This is a genomic window from Cupriavidus alkaliphilus, assembly GCF_900094595.1.
Lineage (GTDB): Bacteria > Pseudomonadota > Gammaproteobacteria > Burkholderiales > Burkholderiaceae > Cupriavidus > Cupriavidus alkaliphilus.
This window is the reverse complement of sequence record NZ_FMAD01000005.1, coordinates 1-19,394: the sequence shown is the minus strand read 5'-3', so window position 1 is coordinate 19,394 and position 19,394 is coordinate 1. Positions and strand designations below refer to the sequence as shown.

The following is a 19,394-nucleotide window of genomic DNA, read 5'->3' as shown; positions in this document are numbered from 1 at the left end:
ACGACAAGACCCGCAGCAGGCAGCCACCGAGCGCTCTGGGCTCGTTCAAACACCACTCCAACGCCCCTGCCACCGTAGTGCACCACCGCGGCAGGCAGTCCCGCTATGTGAGGAAGCAAAGCCCCGTACGAAAACCCCAACGCACACTACGATAAGACATGCCGCCCGCAGGGCAGTAAACGCGCTTTTTGGTTACTTTTTGGCGCTCGGCCAAAAAGTGACCCGCCCAGGAGGGCGGAACCACGCGGTTCAAAAGCCGACAGCATGTCACCAACAGCGACCACCCCCAAAAAACCGTTTCGCACGTAACCCCCCTCAACCTCAAAGCCCCAACACAACCTTCGCAATGATGTTCCGCTGGATCTCATTAGACCCCCCGTAAATCGAAGCCTTGCGATAGTTGAAATAGCGCGGCGCCAGCACAGCCGCATAGCCCGGCCCAACCCGCGGCGGCGCCTCGCGTCCCTGCAATTCAGCCCAGGTGTCCTGCATAAACGGCAGCGCCGCAGGCCCCGCCGCCTCTACCGCAAGCTCGCTAACCGCCTGCAGCGTCTCGGTGCCCGTGAGCTTGAGCATGCTCGATGCGGCACCGATCGAGGTGCCCGACTCCACCCCGGAAAACACCCGCAATTCCACCGCTTCCAGCGCCGCCGCACGCAGGTGCAGCGCGGCCAGTTTGCGCCGGAACACCGGGTCGTCCAGCAGCCGCCCACCGTCGTCGCCAGGCTGATCCGCGGCGATCTCCGCGATCTTGGAAAGCTGCTTGCGCAGCATCGGGCTATACGTGCCGCCACGCTCGAATTCCAGCAGGTACTTGGCGTAGGTCCAGCCCTTGCCTTCCTCGCCGATGCGGTTGGCCACCGGCACCCGCACGTTCTCGAAGAAGACCTGGTTCACCTCCTGCTGGCCGGGCATCGGGCCGTCCAGCGTCGGCAGCGCCGACACCGTGATGCCGGGCGTGTGCATGTCGAGCAGCAGGAACGAAATCCCTTCCTGGCGCTTTGATTCGCGGCTGGTGCGCACCAGGCAGAACATCCAGTCGGCCCATTGCGCATGCGTGGTCCAGATCTTGGACCCGTTGAGGATGTAGTGCTCGCCGTCGCGGTCGGTGCCGTGGTCGGCGCGCAGCTGCAGCGACGCCAGGTCGGAGCCGGAATTGGGCTCGGAATAGCCCTGGCACCACCACACGTCGGAGCTCAGGATGGGCGGCAGGAAGCGCTGCTTCTGCTCGGGCGTGCCGTACTTCATGATCACCGGCGCGACCATCTTCAGGCCCATCGGCGACACCGGCGGGCATCCCGCGGCGGCCAGTTCGGACTGGAAGATAAAGCGCTCGGCCGCGCTCCAGCCCGGGCCGCCGTATTCCTTCGGCCAGTTCGGCGCGGCCCACCCGCGCGCGTGCAGCGCCTTCTGCCAGCGCACCTGTCCGGCCTTGTCGAGGTAGCCGTTCTTGGACTGCGCCATCATCGCGCGCAGGTCGGCGTCATAGGCCTGGGCAATCCAGGCGCGTACTTCTTCGCGGAACTGCTGGTCTTGCGGGGAAAAATCGAGATGCATCGACGGGCCTCGCTGGTAATCGATCGTGGATCGGGGCGGCTTCAGGCCGCGGCCCGGGCGGGATAGAGCAGGTCGGCATAGCGGCGCAGGTGGTGCTCGGCCGAGCCGAACTGCAGGTCGATGGCCGTGACGCGCTTGAAGTAGTGGCCCACGGCCAGTTCCTCGGTCACGCCCATGCCGCCGTGGATCTGCACCGCGCCCTGCCCGACGAAGGCGCCCGCCTGGCCGGCCTGGATCTTCGCCGCGCATGCGGCCTGCGCGCGCACCGGCGCAGCGCTGCCGGCCTGCATGGCGGCCACCTGCGTCAGCGCCACCGACTGCTCCAGCTGCATGTACATGTCGGCCATGCGGTGCTGCAGCACCTGGAAGGTGCCGATCGGCACGCCGAACTGCTTGCGCTGGCGCGCGTAGTCGATGGTGTCGGCCAGCATGCGCGCCATCGCGCCATTGGCTTCGGCGGCCAGCGCGATCATGGCGTGGTCGCACAGCTGCTCGATCAGTGCCAGCGCTTCTCCTTCAGCGCCGACGCGCTGGCTGGCCGGCACCTGCACGTTGTCGAGCAGTACCTCGGCGGCACGCTGCCCGTCGAAGGTGGGATATTCGCGCAGCGTCACGCCCGGCGTGTCGCGCGCGATCCAGAACAGGCTGATGCCGCCCGGGTCCCGGCGCGCGCCGCTGCTACGGGCGCTGACCACCAGGTGCGAGGCGAACGGCGCGCCGGCCACGGCGTGCTTGTGGCCGCTGAGCCGGTAGCCGTCGCCCTGGCGCGTGGCGCTGGCCTGCACATCGTGCCGGCAGTAGCGGCTGGCGGGCTCGGCATGGGCCCATGCCACGGTGGCCTCGCCGCCGATGATGGCCGGGATCCACTGCGCCGCCAGCTCGGGGCTGCCGTGCAGCAGCGCGCCGCCGCCCAGCACCACGGTGCCCAGGTAGGGCTCCAGCACCAGGTGCCGGCCGAGCTGTTCCATCACCACCATATGCTCGACGGCGCCGCCGCCGAGGCCACCGAGGCCGCCGAGGTGCTCGGGAAACGCGGCGCCCAGGATGCCCAGGTCGCGCGCAAACGCGCGCCAGCAGTCGGGACGCCAACCCGCCGCGGACTGCGCCGCGGCGCGGCGGGCTTCGAAATCGTAGTGGTCGGCGAGGTAACGCCCGAGCGTGTCGCGCAGCATCGACTGTTCTTCGCTGAACTGGAAATCCACCTTGGCTCCTTCGGATAAGGGTGAGGCGTGAGGGCGGTAGTCTGGCGGGCATCTTCCGGCCAGGCCGGCCGGCGGCGCATCGTCGCATCGGACGAAGCTGAGGCGCGGCCCGGAACAAGCCATTTTTTGCGGCGCTGCGGCAAAACGGGGCCGTGCCGCTTCGTCGCTTCCGACGATGGTCGAACCCGCCAGGGTTCCGAAAATGCGGGATCGGCTTCCGCCCACCCACCATCCCAGTCGAGGAGCTCCACGCCATGCATCCGCACATCCACGCGCAGCGCACGCCCGACAAGCCCGCCGTCATCATGGGCGGCAGCGGCGCCGTCGTCACCTACCGCGAGCTGGACCAGCGCTCGAACCGGGTTGCCCACCTGTTCCGCCAGCTCGGCCTGCGGCCCGGCGACCGCGTGGCCTTCATGGTGGAGAACCATTCGCGGCTGTTCGAGCTGTGCTGGGGTGCCCAGCGCAGCGGCATCGTCTATATCTGCCTGAGCACGCGCCTGAACGCGGCCGATGCCGCCTATATCGTCAATGACAGCGGCGCGCGCGTGCTGGTCACCACGCACGCGCAGGCGGAGATCGCCGCGGCGCTGACCGGGCAGACGCCGGCGCTGCAGGCGCGCCTGATGCTGGACGGCACCGTGCCCGGCTATCAGGCCTATGAGACCGCGCTGGCCGATTGTCCGGCCACGCGCATCGACGACGAGGTGACCGGCGGCGACATGCTGTATTCATCGGGGACCACTGGCCGGCCCAAGGGCGTGTACGCGCCGCCGTCGAGTCCCGACATCGACGCGCCGACGACGCTGACCGCGCTGTGCCAGCGGCTCTACGGCTTCGACGCCGACACGCGCTACCTCTCGCCCGCGCCGCTGTACCACGCGGCGCCGCTGCGCTACACCATGTCGGTGCAGGCACTGGGCGGCACCGCGGTGGTGATGGAGCATTTCGATGCAGAGCAGTTCCTGCGGCTGGTGCAGCAACACCGCATCACGCATACGCAACTGGTGCCGACGATGTTCTCGCGCATGCTCAAGCTGCCCGAGGCGCAACGGCAGGCCTATGACGTGTCGTCGCTGCGCGTGGCGATCCACGCGGCCGCGCCGTGCCCGGTGCAGGTCAAGGAAGCCATGATCGCGTGGTGGGGGCCGGTGATCTGGGAGTACTACGCCGGCACCGAGGGCAACGGCGTGACCGTGGTCGACACGCCGCAATGGCTGCAGCGCAAGGGCACGGTGGGGCGCGCCATGGTGGGCAAGCTGCGCATCTGCGGGCCGGACGGCGCGCTGCTGCCGCCGGGCGAGCCGGGCACCATCTACTTTGCCGAGGGCCGTCCCTTCACGTACCACAACGACGAGGCCAAGACCGCGGAGACACGCCATCCGCAGCATCCGGACTGGAGCACCATCGGCGATGTCGGCTACGTGGACGCGGACGGCTATCTGTACCTGACCGACCGCAAGGCCAACATGATCATCTCCGGCGGCGTCAACATCTATCCGCAAGAGGCCGAGAACCTGCTGATGACGCACCCGAAGGTGATGGATGTCGCCGTGATCGGCGTGCCCAACGAAGACTTCGGCGAAGAGGTCAAGGCCGTGGTGCAGCCCGCCGACATGGGCCAGGCGGGGCCCGAACTCGCGGCCGAGCTGATTGCGTTCTGCCGCGCCAACCTGTCTGCCATCAAGTGCCCGCGCTCGGTCGACTTCGAGCCCGAGTTGCCGCGCCTGCCCACCGGCAAGCTGCTCAAGCGGCTGCTGCGCGACCGCTACTGGGCCGGACACGCCAGCAAGCTGGTGTGAGACCGCGGCAAACGGTGCCTGGCCGCTGCCCGCGGTTTCGCCAGCGCAGCGGTTTACGTCATAATGCCTCGCTACACCACAGCCACGGCCACCCGCCTGCATCCTGCAGCGCCGGGGGCGCATGGCGCGCCCGCCAAGGGCCGCGATGTGCGGGAGACCACTGACAGCCAATGGCAAGTATCGAGGAGACCGGACGGCGTACGCCGCCACCTGCCGGCGCGGCATCGCTGGCCGCCAAGCTGCGCCCGCCGCTGCTGACCCCGTTCCAGGTCCAGCGCGCGGCGATCTGCGATGCCGTATGCGCGGCGGGCTTCGTCAAGCTGGTGCTGGTGCGCGCACCCGCCGGCTTCGGCAAGACCACCGCCATGCTCCAGTGCCGCGCGCGGCTCGAGGCCGCTGGCGGCCGCACCGCGTGGCTGACGCTGGACCGCTCGGACAACGACCCCTCGCGCTTCCTGGGCTCGATCGAGGCTGCGATCGCGCAGGGCCTGGGCAGCGGCGGGCCGGACCGGTCCGCGCGCCAGGCGCTGGCGCAGGACCCGGGCGAGCAGGCGCTGGCGCTGATCGACCGCCTCGCCAGCCATCACGGCGACTTCACGCTGTTCCTCGACGATTTCGAAGCTGTGCAGAATGCCGCCGTGGCGGGACTGGTCTGGCAGCTGGTGGAAAGCCTGCCGCCCGGCTGCCGCGTGGTGGTCGGCACCCGCTGGGTCCCCGAAACCGGCCTGGCGCGCTTGCGCGCGCGCGGCGAGCTGCTCGAGATCGAGCCGGCGCAGCTGCGCTTTTCCGCCGACGAGACTGCGTCCTTCCTGCGCCAGGCGCGCGGGCTGAAGCTGGAACAGTCCGCTATCAGCGTGCTGCACCGGCGCACCGAGGGCTGGGCCACGGCGCTGTGGCTGGCGTCGGTGGCGCTGGAGCGGCGCACCCAGCCGGAGGGCTTCATTGCCGGGTTCTCGGGCTCGAACGCGGCCATTGCCGATTACCTGGTCGAAGACGTCTTCCTGCACCTGCCCGAAGCGGTGCGCGACTTCCTGCTGCGCACCTCGATCCTCGACCAGCTGTGCGGGCCGCTGTGCGATGCGGTGTGCCAGCCGGCAGACGGCAGCAGCGAGGAGATCCTCGCCTGGCTGGAGCGCGCCAACCTGTTCCTGCTGCCGCTGGAGAGCGAGCGCTATGGCGAGCGCGGCTCCGGCGCCGCGCCCGAGCAGTGGTATCGCTATCACAGCCTGTTCTCCGGTTTCCTGCGCGCGCAGCTGGCGCAGGCGATGCCCGGGTCCGTGCCGCGGCTGCACCTGTCCGCGTCGCGCTGGTATGAGTCGCAGGGGCGGCTGGTGCCCGCCATCGAACATGCCTTCGCCGCCGGTGCGCTGGCGCATGCGCTGCAGTTGCTCGACAGCGCCGCCGACGACCTGCTGGCGCAGGGCCGCATGCGGCTGCTGACGCGCTGGCTGGAGTCGGTGCCCGCCGACGAGCTGGCCCGGCTGCCCAAGCTGCAGATCGCGCGCGTGTGGGCGGTGTCGTTCACGCGCGGGCCGGCCGAAGCCATCGCGCTGCTGCAGCAGATCCCCACCGAGGGCGCGGCCGGCGACCTGCTGGCGCATATCCGCGCGCTGCGCCACATGCTGCTGAACATGATGGACCGCTTCGACGACGCGCGCGCCTTCGCCCGCAACGAGCTGCCGCCGTTGCCGATGGGCTATGCCTTCCCCGACGCGATCCTGGCCACCTCGATGGCGCGGCTGGCCGCGGTGGTGGGTGACTACCCCGAGGCGCGCCGACTGCTGCAGGTGGCGCGCCACGCGGTGCGCGGGTCCGACAGCAACTTCAACAAGATCTTCTCGGAATCGGTCGAGGGGCTGATCGACCTGCGCCAGGGGCGGCTGCAGCAGGCGCTGGCGCGCTTCCGCATCGCCGCCAGCACGATGCTGCCGAACCGCTTCGGACCTACCAACGGCAATGCCATGGCCGGCATCCTGCTGGCCGAGGGTCTGTACGAGAGCGGCGATTCCGAGCGCGCCAGCCGCCTGCTCAACGTCTACCTGCCGCTGTCGCGCGACCTCGGCCTGCCCGACCAGATCATCACCGGCCACGCGGTGCTGGCCCGCATCGCCTTCGAGCGCCGCGAGACCGACCAGGCCCACGAATGGCTGGCGCAGCTCGAAGCGCTGGGCCACCATCGCGGCCTGACGCGGCTGGTGATGGCGGCGATGCTGGAGCGCGCCCGCCTGGCGCTGCGCCAGGGCAATGTGCACGCCGCGCAGGAGGCGATCGAGCGCGCCGCCGATCCGGCGCTGTGGCGCACGCGGCCCGGCGTCAGCTCGTTTGCCAGCGATGTCGAGGACATCACGCTGGGCCGCCTGCGGCTGGACCTGTACGCGCGCCCGGGCACGCCGGTGCGCGAGGCCATCGAACGCGAGCTCGCGGCCGCCGCGGGCAACCAGCTGATGCGCCGCGCGCTCAAGCTGCGCATCCTGCTGGCGCAGGCATGGCAGCGCACCGGCGACGGCGCGCATGCGCTGGTAGTGATGGGCGAGGCGTTGCGCTTCGGCGCTGCCGAAGGCTTCGTGCGCATCTTTGCCGACGAGGGCGACGATGTGCGCCGGCTGGTGGCCGACGCCTGCGCGCGCCAGGCGGCCAGCCTGCCGGCGCCTTACGTCGACAAGCTGCTGCAGGCTTGCGGCCAGGCCGCCGCGGAGCCGCCCGGCGCCGGCCGGCCCGCACCGCCGGCGCTGGTCGAGCCGCTGACGCCCAAGGAGCAGAAGGTGCTGCACCTGCTCGCCGAGGGCTATTCCAACGTCGCCATGGCCGAGCGCCTGTTCGTGTCCGAGACCACGGTGCGCACCCACCTGCGCAATATCAGCGCCAAGCTGCACGCCAGCAACCGCACCCAGGCGGTGGCGATCGCGCGCCAGCTCGGCCTGCTCTGAACTTCCGACTCAGATACCGATGAATTCGGTGAATTCCGCCAGCGGCGCGCGCCCGGCGCGCAGCCGGTTGGCGGGCGCCTCGGGATCCTCGTAGCCGATCGCCATGCCGCTGAACAGCATCCGTTCGGCCGGCAGCGACAAAAATTCGGCGATGGCCTGCGGATACATGGCCCAGCACTCCTGCGCGCAGCTGTCCAGGCCTTCTTCGCGCAGCAGCAGCATCACCGTCTGCAGGTACATGCCCAGGTCCGACCATTGCGGCGGGCCCATGCGCCGGTCCACGGTGCAGAACAGCGCCAGCGGCGCGCCGAAGAAGGTGAAGTTGCTGGCGAACTGCGCCAGCCGCCGGGCCTTGTCCTCGCGCGGGATGCCGAGGTGTTGGTAGAGCGCCTCGCCCACCTCGAAGCGGCGCTCGCGGTAGGGCGAGACCAGCTCGCGCGGATAGATGTCGTATTCGCGCGCTTCGCCGGCAGGGGCCGCGGCGATGCGTTCGCGCATGATGCCGCGCAGCCGCTCCAGCGCCTCGCCGCCGACCACATGGATGTGCCATGGCTGCAGGTTGCCACCGGACGGCGCGCGCGCCGCGGCGTCGAGCACGCGGCGGATGGTTTCAGGCGCAACGGCCCGGGGCAGGAAGCCGCGGACGGACTTGCGGCTGGCGACGGCTTGGCTGACTTTCATCGGGACTCCGGAAAACATCGACGCGTGCGCGTCAGGCGAAGGGCGGCTCGCTGGTCCAGTCGAAGAAGTCCGGCATGTCGTGCGACACGGTCTCCGGGAACGCGGCGGGGCGCTTTTCCAGGAATGCGCTGACGCCTTCCTTCACGTCGGCGGAGCGTCCGCGCGACTGGATCGCGCGGCTGTCGAGCTTGTGCGCTTCCATCGGGTGGCTGGCGCCGGCCATGCGCCAGATCAGCTGGCGCGAGATCGCCACCGACACCGGCGCGGCATTGGCGGCGATCTCGCGGGCAATCGCCTGCGCCGCCGGCAACAGGTCTTCGGGGGCGTGCAGCGAGCGCACCAGGCCGCGCTCGTGCGCTTCCTGCGCCGAGAACACGCGGCCGGTATAGCACCACTCCAGCGCGGTCGAGATCCCGACCACGCGCGACAGGAACCACGACGAGGCCGCTTCCGGCGTGATGCCGCGGCGTGCAAAGACAAAGCCAAACTTGGCATCGGTCGAGGCCAGCCGGATATCCATCGGCAGCTGCATGGTCACGCCCACGCCGACCGCGGCGCCGTTGACCGCGGCAATCACTGGCTTGAGGCTGCGGAAGATGCGCAGCGACACGCGCCCGCCGCCGTCGCGATGCGCGGTGTCCGGGCTGGCGCCATAGCGCTTCTCGAAATCGAAGGTGGAGCTGCCGCCGGACAGGTCGGCGCCGGCGCAGAACGCGCGGCCCGAGCCGGTGACGATCACCGCGCGCACGTTGTCGTCGGCATCGGTGGCGTCGAACGCGGCGATCAGCTCATGCATCATTTGCGCGGTGAAGGCATTGAGCTGGTCCGGGCGGTGCAGGGTGATGGTGGCAACGCCGTCTGCAACGGCATAGCGCAGGGTTTCGAACGAAGGCGTGGCTGGCGTCATGCGGGCTCCTGCTGGGAGGTAGGAAGGGATGCCGGAAGTGCCGGGACAAGCGCCGGCAGGGGGGCGGGGGCTCGCCCAACACTAGTGCAGATTGCGCCGCCCGCAATCGTCGCTTCCGACGAGGCTGTGACGGCGCGCGGCACCGTAGACTGATGCCGGGCAGGCGGCAGGGCCGGCACATCACGACATTGCGCCGTTGCCTCTGCCGGCACAGACAGCAAAAGGACCACCATGAAGACACGCATCACCGAACTGCTTGGCATCCGCTACCCGATCATCCAGGGCGGCATGCAATGGGTTGGCTACGCCGAAATGGCCTCCGCCGTTTCCAACGCCGGCGGCCTGGGCATCCTGACGGCGCTGACGCAGCCCACGCCCGAGGACCTGGCCGAAGAGATCCGCCGTTGCCGCGAGATGACCGACAAGCCGTTCGGCGTGAACCTGACCCTGCTGCCGTCGATCAACCCGCCGCCGTACGCGCGCTACCTCGACGTCATTATCGAGAGCGGCGTCAAGGTGCTGGAGACCGCCGGCAACAACCCCAAGGAACATATCGCGCGGGCCAAGGCCGCGGGCATCAAGGTGATCCACAAGTGCGTGGCGGTGCGCCATGCGCTGTCGGCCGAGCGGCTGGGCGTGGACGCGGTCTCGATCGACGGCTTCGAGTGCGCCGGCCATCCGGGCGAGGACGATGTGCCCGGCATGGTGCTGATCCCGCAGGCGGTGCGCAAGCTGTCGATCCCGGTGATCGCCTCGGGCGGCATCGCCGACGGGCGCGGCATGGCGGCGGCGCTGGTGCTGGGTGCCGAGGGCGTCAACATGGGCACGCGCTTTTGCGCCACGCGCGAGGCGCCGATCCACGACAACGTCAAGCAGGCGCTGGTGCAGGCCAGCGAGCGCGACACCAACCTGATCTTCCGCACGCTGCACAACACCGCGCGCGTGCTCAAGAACGCCGTGTCGGACGAAGTGGTAAGCATCGAACGCCGTCCCGGCGGCGCACAGTTCGAGGACGTCAAGCACCTGGTCGCCGGCGTGCGCGGCAAGGCGGCGCTCAAGGCGGGCGAAACCGACGGCGGCATCATCAGCGCCGGCCAGTGCGTGGGCCTGATCGATGACGTGCCCAGTTGCGAAGAACTGATCGCGCGCATGGTGGCCGACTGCCGCGAGCACCTCAGCGTGGCCTCGCGCTACTTCGCCTGACGCCATGGCCGAGGCGGAAATCGAGGCGGCGCTGGCCCGCGCCAGCGCCGCGCCGGCCGAAGCCGGCGCCGACGTGCCCGAAGGCTTTGTCCCGCTGCGGCGGATGAGCGGCTACATGGCCGGCTTCGGCCAGCTCTATCTGCACGCGGCCCGCCGCACGCTGGCGGTGCGCATCGACGAGAGCCACCTGAACAACCTGGGTATCCCGCACGGCGGCATGCTGGCGACGCTGGCCGATACCGCCATCGGCATGATGATGTCGCTGGAAACCGGCCGCGCCAAAAGCGCGGTCACGGTCAACCTGAGTCTCGACTATCTCGATTCGGCGCGGCCGGGCGACTGGGTCGAGGCCCGCGTGGAATTCGACAAGCTCGGCTCGCGGCTGCGCTACGGCACCTGCCGGCTGTTCAGCGGCGAGCGCTGCCTGCTGCGCGCCACGGCGATCTTCGCGGTGCTGGCGCCGCGCGCCTGAGTGCTGCGGCAACTTCGTCGCTTCCGACGACGCTCGCCGCCTCCCGCGGCGCAACAATAGCCATCGATGCTGCCGGCTCTCATGCCGGCATGCCGCACCACAACATGGCTGCCCCGGCGGCCCGCACCGAACCAAGGAGATCACATGGCAGAGGCATATATCGTCGCGGCGGTCCGTACCGCCGGCGGCCGCAAGGGCGGCAAGCTGTCGGGCTGGCATCCGGCCGACCTGGCCGCGCAGGTGCTCGACGCACTGGTGGAACGCACCGGCGCTGACCCTGCGCTGGTCGAAGACGTCATCATGGGCTGCGTGAGCCAGGTGGGCGAGCAGGCCGGCAACGTGGCGCGCAATGCCATCCTGGCCTCGCGCCTGCCGGAGAGCGTGCCGGGCACCTCGGTCGACCGCCAGTGCGGTTCGTCGCAGCAGGCCCTGCACTTTGCCGCGCAGGCGGTGATGTCGGGCGCGATGGACGTCGTCATCGCCGCCGGTGTCGAAAGCATGACGCGCGTGCCGATGGGCCTGTCCTCGCAGCTGCCGGCGAAGAACGGCTTCGGCGTGCCCAAGAGCCCGGGCGTCGAGGCGCGTTATCCCGGCGTGCAATTCAGCCAGTTCACCGGCGCCGAGATGATCGCGCGCAAGTACGAGCTGTCGCGCGAACAGCTCGACGCCTACGCGCTGCAAAGCCACCAGCGCGCCATCGCCGCCACCAAGGCCGGCCGCTTCAGCGCCGAGATCCTGCCGGTGGAAGTGCGCACCGCCGATGGCGCCAACGGCGAGATGCATACCACCGACGAAGGCATTCGCTACGACGCCACGCTGGACAGCATCGGCAGCGTCAAGCTGATCGCCGAAGGCGGCCGCGTCACCGCTGCCACCGCCAGCCAGATCTGCGACGGCGCCGCGGGCCTGATGGTGGTCAACGAAGCCGGCCTGAAGAAGCTGGGCGTCAAGCCGCTGGCGCGCCTGCACAGCATGACCGTGATCGGCCATGACCCGGTGGTGATGCTGGAAGCGCCGCTGCCGGCCACCGAGGTGGCGCTCAAGCGCGCCGGCCTGCGTATCGGCGATATCGACCTGTTCGAAGTCAACGAAGCTTTCGCGCCGGTGCCGCTGGCCTGGCTCAAGGCCACCGGCGCCGATCCCGAGCGGCTGAACGTGCATGGCGGCGCGATCGCGCTTGGCCACCCGCTTGGCGGCTCCGGCGCCAAGCTGATGACCACGCTGGTGCATGCGCTGCATACGCATGGCAAGCGCTACGGCTTGCAAACCATGTGCGAAGGCGGCGGGCTGGCCAACGTGACCATCGTCGAGCGCCTGTAAGACAGAGGCGCAGCGGCACAGAGCAGTAAAGGGAGAAGGACCGGCGGCGCGGGCATGTCAAAGTGCCCGCGCCAGCAGCCGGAGAAAGATAAAGAATGGCCGCGAAATCGCGGCCATTGTCATTTGGTGGGCGGCTGGCGCCGAACCCGCAAGGTAGGTCAGGCGAAGGTCACGGCGCTGCGCCGGTCGGCACGCTCGAGGTGGGGCACGTTGTTGAAGCTCAGCAGACGCTGCACGCCGCGGCCGACGATGATCTCGCAGAACGCGGTATTGCGGAACTGCAGGTTCATCTCGATCGCAGCCTGCGCCGGCGCGCCGAGCAGGTCTGCGGTGGCGCGGCCGATGGCGCCGCCCGAGCTGACCACCAGGATGGCGTCCTCGCGCGTGGTGCCCTCGCTGGCCTGCGCCAGCGCGCCGGCAATGCGCGCGCCGAAGTCCACCCAGCTCTCGGGCATGTCGGCCAGCCCGTCCTGCGTCCAGGCCGCGTAGGCCGCGCGGAAGGTGCGCCAGTAGTCGTTGTAGTCGGCGTTCTGGTGGGCGCGGTGGTCGGCGCCGCCGGTGTGGCAGCGGTACAGCGCCTCGCCGTCGTATTCGTTCAGGCCGGGGTGCGAGATCACCGCGGCCTGCGGCTGCCCCATGCCGGCCAGGATTTCCGCGGCGGTGTCCTGCTGGCGCACCAGCGTGCCCGACACTACCCGGCTGAAGCTGACGCCGCGCTCAGCGAAATATTCGCCAAGCCAGCGCGCCTGCTGGCGCCCTGTGGGCGACAGGCAGTCGTAGTTGGCGGCGCCAAACGAGGCTTGTCCGTGGCGGACGAGGAAAAGCGTGGCCATGAGTGGTCCCGATGAGCAGTGAGGCGGATAAGGCTGCCTCGGCGCGGGGCCGGGCGTGGGCAGATTGTAGGGAGCGCCGGCGCCACCGCCAAGCAAGCGCCGCGCAATTCATAGCAGCCATGGCCCGGCTGCATTACCCAGCAGGCTCAGGCCGTCGCGGTCGGCCTGACGTCGAGATAGCCAGCCATCAGACGGCTCAGCTCGGTGATCAGCCGTTCGTCGTCAAGGTGCAGCGGGCCGGAATCGTTGAGCACGGCATTGACCAGCACGCTGAAGACGGCCTGCATGGCAAAGCGCACACGCAGTTCGGCGGTGTCGGCGGGCAGTGGCAGGCGCGGCACCAGCAGTTGCACCATGCGCTCGACAATGGCTTCACCGTTCTGGCGGTGGGGCAGCCATTCCTCGGGGCGCGCGGAGGCATGCCGCAGCGACGCGCGCATCACGCCACGGTTGGCGAGCGTGCCAAGCACCATGAACCTGGCGGTCTTTTCCAGCAGCACCGGCGTGGCGACATCGTCCCAGCGTTCCTGCGCCAGGTAGCGGTCGATCGAGGCGGAAGTCTCTTCCATCACCAGCGCGCGCAGCGCCTCGAAATAGGCCATCTTGTCGCGGAAACGCCCGTAGAAGGCGCCCACCGAGACCTGGCACGCCGCTGCGATCTGCGCTACCGAGACCGCGGCGAAGTCGCGCGTCGCAAGCAATTCGCGGCCCGCGCCCAGCAAGGCCTGCTCGGTCTCGCGCGCACGGCGCTGGCGGGGCGGTTGCAGGATCGAGGGGGTGTCGATACGGGGGAAGGAAGCGTTGGCGGGGAAGCTGGAAGGCGTCGCTGACATGGTCATATTTCCGTATTCGAATTCGGATTCGAATTTGAAAATACCGGTGCGCACCGCAACGCGTCAAGAGGTTTTGTCGGCTGGCCCTGCAAATATGCCGCACGGATGCCATGCGCTGCCCGATGGTGCGGGCCGCGTGCCGTGCGCTTTGCCGGAGCGATCAATCAGAACATTCTGAATGCGAGCGCGTGAGATCAGGGCTCAGCTGAAGCGCGGGCTCAGCTCGTCGCGCATCCAGTCGATAAAGGCGCGCGTACGCGCCGGCAGCAGCCGCGCGTGGGGATAGATCAGCGACAGCGGCCACGCCGGCAGCTCGAAGTCCTCCAGCACGATGCGCAGCTTGCGCTCCTCGACTAGCTGCGCGACCTGGTACGACAGGAAATGGCCGAAGCCTGCACCGGCGGCACAGGCGGCCACGGCGGGCGCGGTCTGGTTGAATTCCAGGTTGCCCGACACCGGCACATGAAACTCGCGTTCGCCATCGCGGAACGACCACCAGTGCGCATGGTTGCCGGTGAAGCGCAAACAGTTGGCGCTGGCCAGCTGGTCCGGGTGGCGCGGCACGCCGTGCTTGCGCAGATAGGCGGGCGTGGCGACCACCACGCGGCGGATGCGGCCGACGGATTGCGCCACCAGCGTAGAGTCGGCCAGCGGGCCGATGCGCACGCCCACGTCGAGGTCTTCCTCGAGCAGGTTCACCACGCGATCGGTGAATTCCATGCGGCAGCGCACGCGCGGATAGCGCTGCACGAAGCGCGTCACCGCCGGCGCCACGTACATCTGGCCGAACAGCACCGAGGCGGTCAGGGTGAGCTGGCCGCTGGGCTCGACATGGCTCTCCGTCAGGCCCGCTTCGACTTCGTCGATATTGGCCAGGATGCGCCGGCAGCCGTCCAGGTAGCTGCGCCCCTCGGCGGTGAGCGACAGCCGCCGCGTGGTGCGATTGAGCAGCCGCACCTGCAGTTCGGATTCGAGCGCCGCCAGCGTGCGCACCACCGCCGGCAACGAGGTATGCAGCGACGCCGCGGCGGCCGTCAGGCTGCCTTCGTCGACGATCCGCACAAAGGTCTGCATTGCACGTAGCTTGTCCATGGCGCCAAACATTACTCCATTTTTCGGAGTAGTCAAATATCAATGGCGCCATTTATTCCACTGTCGCGGGCGCCGAGAATCCGTCCATACCAACCGCTCAGGAGAGTGCCATGCAACAGACCAATTCCCCCGCAGTGCCCGCCAGGCCGCTGGTGTTGTATCGTTCGCCGTTGTCCGGCCACGCGCATCGCGCCGAACTGATGCTGGGGCTGCTGGGCTTGCCCTGCCGGCTGGTGGACGTCGACCTGCGCGGCGGCGAGCAACGCAGCGAGGCCTTCCTGCGCCTGAACCCGTTCGGCCAGGTGCCGGTGCTGGACGACGACGGCGTGGTGCTGGGCGATTCCAACGCGATCCTGGTCTATCTGGCCACGCGCTACGACGACGGCCGCTGGCTGCCGCGCGATCCGGTCGGCGCCGCCCGCGTGCAGCGCTGGCTGTCGGTGGCCGCCGGCGAGATTGCGTTCGGCCCGGCCGCCGCGCGCCTGGGCGTGCTGTTCGGCCGGCCGGTGCCGATGGAAGATGCCGTCGCCCGCGCGCAGCGGCTGTTCACGCTGATGGAATCGGTGCTCGCCGCTGGCTCGTTCCTGGCCGCCGATCACGCCACCATTGCCGACGTGGCCGCCTACAGCTATATCGCCCGCGCCGAGGAAGGCAACGTGCCGCTGGCGCCGTACCCGGCGCTCAATGCCTGGCTGCGCCGCATGGAGGCATTGCCTGGCTTCGTGCCGATGCTGGTATCGAAGCCCAGCGTGGCGGCCTAGCCATTGCGTCCGGCGAGCGTCAAGCCATTTCCGTTGCGAAGGAGCCAATCATGGATCTGCCCACCTGGCCGCATGCCGGCCTGCCATTCCACGCCGGCGAACTCGCGGCACAGCAGCGCGCCGGCAAGCGCGAGCGCATGGCCGCGGCGGGTCCGCGCGTGATCCGCGGCGAGATGCCGGAACAGCACCGCACGTTCTTCGCGCAACTACCGTTCCTGCTGGCCGGCGCGGTCGATGCCGACGGCATGCCGTGGGCCACGCTGCTGGTCGGCCCCCCCGGGTTTGCGCAGACGCCGGACGCCACGCACCTGCGCATCGACGCCGTGCCGTTGCCCGGCGATCCGCTGGCCGCGGCGCTGGAGCAGGGCGCACGCATCGGGCTGCTTGGCATCGAGCTGCCCACGCGCCGGCGCAACCGCATGAACGGCATCATCGTGGCGCGCGATCAGGCGGGGCTGACGGTCGAGGTCGAGCAGAGCTTCGGCAACTGCCCGCGCTACATCCAGCTGCGCGACGTAGCCGCTGCCGAGCTTGCCGCCGCCCCTGCAACATGGCACGGCGACGCGCTCGACGCGCAGGCCAGCGCCTGGCTGCGCGGCGCCGATACGCTGTTCATCGCGTCCAGCCATATCGCGTCGCCGCAAGACGAGGGCGAGCACACCGGCGGTGTCGACGTCTCGCATCGCGGCGGCAAGCCTGGCTTTATCCGCGTGGACGATGCCCATACCCTGACGTTTCCGGATTTCAATGGCAATAACTTCTTCAACACGATCGGCAATCTGCTGGCCGACCCACGTGCGGGTATCGTCGTGCCGGATTTTGCCGACGGTTCGCTGCTGCATGTGAATGGGCGTGCCGAAGTGATCTGGGAGGGCCAGGAACTGGCCTCTTACGCTGGCGCCGAGCGGCTGGTGCGGCTGCGTGTCCAACGCGTGGTGCGGCGCGAACGCGTGTTGCCGCTGCGCTTCGCGTTCCGCGAATTCTCGCCGGTGCTGGACGATACCGGCGCGTGGCCGGAACTCTGAGCGCGGTGGGCTGAGCGCCGGACCATGGTCGGGTTCAGCGGCGCGCCCGGTATTTGAGCGCGGCACAGCGCCCGGCCAGCGCGGTGATGCAGCAGGCGTCGCCGCGCCACTCACCGCCGGTCACGATGCCATTGGGATCCGCCACCAGCTTGCGCTGGCATTGCCCCGGCACAGGCGTGCGCTCCATGCCGGCATCGCGCGGGCCGCTGCCCGGCGGCCGCGCGGCCGGCACGGAATCAGTCCAGACGTAGGCGGTGCCGGCGGGAAGGGCCTGCACGGCCTGCGGCGGGCCCCACTGGCGCTTCGCCTCCTCGACGGAAATGTTCTTCCAGGAATCGATGACGTCTTGCATCGCGCCCGTCCCGATTCCCGCGCAGGCTGCCGCCAAAGTGGCCCCCAACGTCGCCGCGCACAGGACAGCGGCGCGCGTTAGCCTGCGCGCCCCGGTTCGGGCGGCATACGCAAATCGGGCTGGATTGGCGGACATGGCGGCTCCACAACGGCGCAGCCGGCGGCAAGGGCCGGTCTGTGGAGACTAGCGGAGCCGTCACATCGTTTGCAAGGGGCGTTTGGGGCCTGGCGTACAGACTGCCGCGGCCGGCGGCCCGGCAGGCTTACTCGGCAAACAAGCCGAGGGTTTGCTGCCCGGGGGCGGCAGGGGACTTGCGCGCAGCATGCGTCGCCACCGCGCGTGCGGGACGCGCGGCTTCAGCGTGCGTCTCTGGCGCGGTCAGCGTGAAATTCCGGCGCACCGACAGCGGCACCGCGTCCGGCATCCATTGCTCCCGGCGCGGCGCCAGGATCTGGTAGGTGTCCAGGTCGAAATGCGCGGGCGCGGCGGCCAGCGCGCCGGCTTCCTCCAGCGTGTCCGCGCAGCCCAGGTAGCACCACTCGTCAACCACATGCCACCATGCGCGCGCGCCGTGTTGCTCGCGCCAGGCCACCGGGCCGTCGAACGGCCATGGCACCAGCGCGATCGGCCCCAGCGCGGCGGCCAGACGGGCACGATGTTCGCGCGACGATTCCACGCCGACGCAGGCGCCGGCGCAGCGGTGGACCTGGCGCGCAAAGCAGGGGCTGCCACGGCGCGTGGTCTTTTCCAGCGACAGCGTGGCCAGGCACAGGCCGTGCTCCTCGGCCAGCGCGCGCAACCGTGCCTCGGCCGCGCCACGGCTGCCGAAGACGCCGAACAGGTCGCGATGCCGGCAGAAGTCCGTGTCGCGATCCGAGCGCAGGCGCGGCACCGGCAACTGCTGCGGCAACTCCCATGCGTACAGGCGCGTATTCCGGCGCAGCAGCTGGTTGTGCACCGGCTGCATGGCCTTGACGAGCCGGGCTTCCAGCAACAGCGCGCCGGTTTCGCCGCCGGTTTCCCGCCATTCAACCCGGCGCACCAGCCGCGCCAGCCGCATGTCCTTGCCGTAGCGGTAGTCGCCCGAAAAATGCGCGCCGATCCGCTGGCGCAGGTGCACGCTCTTGCCGACATAGAGCGGCACGTCCTGGTCGCCATAGAAGATATAGATGCCAGGCGCCGCGGGCACGTCTTCGAGCGCGGTCTCTTCCAGGCCGGCCGGCAGGCTGGCGCGCCGCACCAGTGTGCGCACCGCCGCTTCCACCAGGTCGACCGAATAGGTGGCATGGATCTTCTGCCAGAACTGCCACAGCAGCTCGGCGTCGGCCAGCGCACGGTGCCGGCCCTTGGGCATCAGGCCGAAGCGGGCGATCAGCGCATCCAGGCCATGGCGCTCGACCGACGGGTACAGCGAGCGTGAGAGCCTGACAGTGCACAGCACGTCGGCCCGGAACGTCACACCGGCGCGCCGGAACGCGTTCTTCAGGAAACCGTAGTCGAAGCGTGCGTTATGGGCCACGAAGAGGCGCCCCTGCAGTCGCTCCGCGAGCGACTCGGCCAGGGATTCGAAGGTGGGCTGACCCCGCACCATGTCGTCGCTGATGCCGGTCATGCGCTGGATAAACGGCGGTATCGACATGCCGGGGTCGAGCAGGGTCTCCCATTCGACAATACCGTCCGGGCCCACCTCCACCACGCCGATCTCGGTGATGCGGTCGCGCTGGGCGTCCGCGCCGGTGGTTTCCAGGTCGACAAATACGATAGGACGCGACAGTGCGGCGGCCAGCGACTGGGCATCGAGCAGGCGGGTACCGTCCGCCGGCAGGCGCGACGGTTGATAGGTAGTCAGGTCAGGCATTTGCCGATTTTAAGGGGCCGCCGATGGCGGCACGAAGAAGTTTTCAAATACCCCTTGCCAACCCCGCCGCGCTCGCTTATTATTCGCCCCCTCGCAACACAACGCGGCCCCTGCAAGGCAGGCGCAGCAAGGGTTGCGGGGTCGGCCGGGAGGTTGGCGCAGCGAGGTTTGCAGCGCCGACGGCAGCAAAAAAGATTGCTGCGAACGGTTGACGAAACGAAGAAAGCTCTGCATAATCTCGTTTCTCTGCTGCAGACAACGCAGCGCGCTGAACGGCAAAGCCGGGCGGCGAAGTTCTTTAACAAACAAACAACCGATAAGTGTGGGCGCTGGGTAGCGGACGCCGCTGTCTACGGACAGTGATGCTTCAAGTTATACAGTGCTCGCACAGCAAAACGTGACTGGGTCTTCGGATCTGGTCAGTCAGTTTTCTGAGAGTGAGCGACCGCTCGAAAGAGCGAGACCCGCGAGGGTCACACAGAGATTGAACTGAAGAGTTTGATCCTGGCTCAGATTGAACGCTGGCGGCATGCCTTACACATGCAAGTCGAACGGCAGCGCGGGCTTCG

15 protein-coding genes, 1 rRNA gene and 1 pseudogene are annotated in these 19,394 nt (G+C 69.1%); 8 read left to right on the top strand and 9 right to left on the bottom strand.

The features are described from left to right. Nucleotides 1-321: 321 nt before the first annotated feature. Nucleotides 322-1,557: an acyl-CoA dehydrogenase family protein gene (locus GA0116996_RS12000; RefSeq protein ID WP_092311307.1), complete on the bottom strand. Its 1,236-nt coding sequence runs from the start codon at nucleotides 1,555-1,557 to the stop codon at nucleotides 322-324. A gap of 41 nt (nucleotides 1,558-1,598) precedes the next feature. Next, nucleotides 1,599-2,759: an acyl-CoA dehydrogenase family protein gene (locus GA0116996_RS11995; RefSeq protein WP_092311304.1), complete on the bottom strand. Its 1,161-nt coding sequence runs from the start codon at nucleotides 2,757-2,759 to the stop codon at nucleotides 1,599-1,601. A 254-nt stretch (nucleotides 2,760-3,013) separates the two neighbouring features. Here GA0116996_RS11995 and GA0116996_RS11990 point away from each other — a divergent pair, with 254 nt between their 5' ends. Both GA0116996_RS11990 and GA0116996_RS11985 read left to right on the top strand, forming a co-directional pair. Continuing rightward, on the top strand, nucleotides 3,014-4,561 hold the full coding sequence (locus tag GA0116996_RS11990; RefSeq protein WP_092311301.1) for an AMP-binding protein: 1,548 nt from the start codon (nucleotides 3,014-3,016) through the stop codon (nucleotides 4,559-4,561). Between the two features lie 170 nt (nucleotides 4,562-4,731). Beyond that, complete coding sequence (locus GA0116996_RS11985) at nucleotides 4,732-7,488, top strand: winged helix-turn-helix domain-containing protein (RefSeq protein WP_092311298.1); 2,757 nt, start codon at nucleotides 4,732-4,734, stop codon at nucleotides 7,486-7,488. 9 nt (nucleotides 7,489-7,497) lie between these two features. Here GA0116996_RS11985 and GA0116996_RS11980 read toward each other — a convergent pair whose 3' ends face one another. Both GA0116996_RS11980 and GA0116996_RS11975 read right to left on the bottom strand, forming a co-directional pair. Then, nucleotides 7,498-8,169 (bottom strand): nitroreductase, encoded by a 672-nt coding sequence (locus GA0116996_RS11980; RefSeq protein WP_092311295.1) that lies wholly within the window; start codon nucleotides 8,167-8,169, stop codon nucleotides 7,498-7,500. 31 nt (nucleotides 8,170-8,200) lie between these two features. After that, a complete protein-coding gene (locus tag GA0116996_RS11975; RefSeq protein ID WP_092311292.1) occupies nucleotides 8,201-9,076 on the bottom strand; it encodes a crotonase/enoyl-CoA hydratase family protein in 876 nt (291 codons plus the stop codon). A 228-nt stretch (nucleotides 9,077-9,304) separates the two neighbouring features. Between GA0116996_RS11975 and GA0116996_RS11970 the strand changes: the two are divergent. The 3 genes and pseudogenes from GA0116996_RS11970 to GA0116996_RS11960 all read left to right on the top strand — a co-directional run. Continuing rightward, a pseudogene (locus tag GA0116996_RS11970) lies at nucleotides 9,305-10,279 on the top strand (NAD(P)H-dependent flavin oxidoreductase); the annotation flags it as partial. A gap of 4 nt (nucleotides 10,280-10,283) precedes the next feature. Then, on the top strand, nucleotides 10,284-10,751 hold the full coding sequence (locus tag GA0116996_RS11965; RefSeq protein ID WP_092311286.1) for a PaaI family thioesterase: 468 nt from the start codon (nucleotides 10,284-10,286) through the stop codon (nucleotides 10,749-10,751). Between the two features lie 144 nt (nucleotides 10,752-10,895). Continuing rightward, nucleotides 10,896-12,071: an acetyl-CoA C-acetyltransferase gene (locus GA0116996_RS11960; RefSeq protein WP_092311283.1), complete on the top strand. Its 1,176-nt coding sequence runs from the start codon at nucleotides 10,896-10,898 to the stop codon at nucleotides 12,069-12,071. Between the two features lie 158 nt (nucleotides 12,072-12,229). Here the strand turns inward: GA0116996_RS11960 and GA0116996_RS11955 are convergent, their stop codons facing one another. From GA0116996_RS11955 to GA0116996_RS11945, 3 genes are all read right to left on the bottom strand, one after another. Then, the gene (locus GA0116996_RS11955; protein WP_092311280.1) at nucleotides 12,230-12,904 is read right to left on the bottom strand and encodes a histidine phosphatase family protein; all 675 of its coding nucleotides are present in this window, start codon (nucleotides 12,902-12,904) and stop codon (nucleotides 12,230-12,232) included. Between the two features lie 146 nt (nucleotides 12,905-13,050). Then, on the bottom strand, nucleotides 13,051-13,737 hold the full coding sequence (locus GA0116996_RS11950; protein WP_092312252.1) for a TetR/AcrR family transcriptional regulator: 687 nt from the start codon (nucleotides 13,735-13,737) through the stop codon (nucleotides 13,051-13,053). Between the two features lie 201 nt (nucleotides 13,738-13,938). Beyond that, nucleotides 13,939-14,841, bottom strand: coding sequence for a LysR family transcriptional regulator (locus tag GA0116996_RS11945; RefSeq protein ID WP_092311278.1), 903 nt, complete (start codon nucleotides 14,839-14,841; stop codon nucleotides 13,939-13,941). Nucleotides 14,842-14,939: 98 nt separating this feature from the next. Here GA0116996_RS11945 and GA0116996_RS11940 point away from each other — a divergent pair, with 98 nt between their 5' ends. Both GA0116996_RS11940 and GA0116996_RS11935 read left to right on the top strand, forming a co-directional pair. Further along, nucleotides 14,940-15,590: a glutathione S-transferase family protein gene (locus tag GA0116996_RS11940; protein ID WP_092311275.1), complete on the top strand. Its 651-nt coding sequence runs from the start codon at nucleotides 14,940-14,942 to the stop codon at nucleotides 15,588-15,590. Nucleotides 15,591-15,640: 50 nt separating this feature from the next. Beyond that, nucleotides 15,641-16,615 (top strand): pyridoxamine 5'-phosphate oxidase family protein, encoded by a 975-nt coding sequence (locus GA0116996_RS11935; RefSeq protein WP_092311272.1) that lies wholly within the window; start codon nucleotides 15,641-15,643, stop codon nucleotides 16,613-16,615. 34 nt (nucleotides 16,616-16,649) lie between these two features. Here the strand turns inward: GA0116996_RS11935 and GA0116996_RS11930 are convergent, their stop codons facing one another. Then, on the bottom strand, nucleotides 16,650-17,102 hold the full coding sequence (locus GA0116996_RS11930) for a hypothetical protein (RefSeq protein ID WP_092311269.1): 453 nt from the start codon (nucleotides 17,100-17,102) through the stop codon (nucleotides 16,650-16,652). Nucleotides 17,103-17,229: 127 nt separating this feature from the next. Then, nucleotides 17,230-18,825 carry an exonuclease domain-containing protein gene (locus GA0116996_RS11925; protein WP_092311266.1) on the bottom strand — a complete coding sequence of 532 codons (1,596 nt, stop codon included), beginning with the start codon at nucleotides 18,823-18,825 and terminating at the stop codon, nucleotides 17,230-17,232. Between the two features lie 486 nt (nucleotides 18,826-19,311). Here GA0116996_RS11925 and GA0116996_RS11920 point away from each other — a divergent pair. Further along, nucleotides 19,312-19,394: ribosomal RNA gene (locus tag GA0116996_RS11920) — 16S ribosomal RNA — on the top strand; the annotation flags it as partial.

What these genes read in the sequence shown, in the direction of transcription:
- GA0116996_RS12000 (WP_092311307.1), bottom strand. Translation starts at nt 1,557, where the DNA reads ATGCATCTCGATTTTTCCCCGCAAGACCAGCAGTTCCGCGAAGAAGTA.
- GA0116996_RS11990 (WP_092311301.1), top strand. Translation starts at nt 3,014, where the DNA reads ATGCATCCGCACATCCACGCGCAGCGCACGCCCGACAAGCCCGCCGTC.
- GA0116996_RS11985 (WP_092311298.1), top strand. Translation starts at nt 4,732, where the DNA reads ATGGCAAGTATCGAGGAGACCGGACGGCGTACGCCGCCACCTGCCGGC.
- GA0116996_RS11980 (WP_092311295.1), bottom strand. Translation starts at nt 8,169, where the DNA reads ATGAAAGTCAGCCAAGCCGTCGCCAGCCGCAAGTCCGTCCGCGGCTTC.
- GA0116996_RS11975 (WP_092311292.1), bottom strand. Translation starts at nt 9,076, where the DNA reads ATGACGCCAGCCACGCCTTCGTTCGAAACCCTGCGCTATGCCGTTGCA.
- GA0116996_RS11965 (WP_092311286.1), top strand. Translation starts at nt 10,284, where the DNA reads ATGGCCGAGGCGGAAATCGAGGCGGCGCTGGCCCGCGCCAGCGCCGCG.
- GA0116996_RS11960 (WP_092311283.1), top strand. Translation starts at nt 10,896, where the DNA reads ATGGCAGAGGCATATATCGTCGCGGCGGTCCGTACCGCCGGCGGCCGC.
- GA0116996_RS11955 (WP_092311280.1), bottom strand. Translation starts at nt 12,904, where the DNA reads ATGGCCACGCTTTTCCTCGTCCGCCACGGACAAGCCTCGTTTGGCGCC.
- GA0116996_RS11950 (WP_092312252.1), bottom strand. Translation starts at nt 13,737, where the DNA reads ATGTCAGCGACGCCTTCCAGCTTCCCCGCCAACGCTTCCTTCCCCCGT.
- GA0116996_RS11945 (WP_092311278.1), bottom strand. Translation starts at nt 14,841, where the DNA reads ATGTTTGGCGCCATGGACAAGCTACGTGCAATGCAGACCTTTGTGCGG.
- GA0116996_RS11940 (WP_092311275.1), top strand. Translation starts at nt 14,940, where the DNA reads ATGCAACAGACCAATTCCCCCGCAGTGCCCGCCAGGCCGCTGGTGTTG.
- GA0116996_RS11935 (WP_092311272.1), top strand. Translation starts at nt 15,641, where the DNA reads ATGGATCTGCCCACCTGGCCGCATGCCGGCCTGCCATTCCACGCCGGC.
- GA0116996_RS11930 (WP_092311269.1), bottom strand. Translation starts at nt 17,102, where the DNA reads ATGTCCGCCAATCCAGCCCGATTTGCGTATGCCGCCCGAACCGGGGCG.
- GA0116996_RS11925 (WP_092311266.1), bottom strand. Translation starts at nt 18,825, where the DNA reads ATGCCTGACCTGACTACCTATCAACCGTCGCGCCTGCCGGCGGACGGT.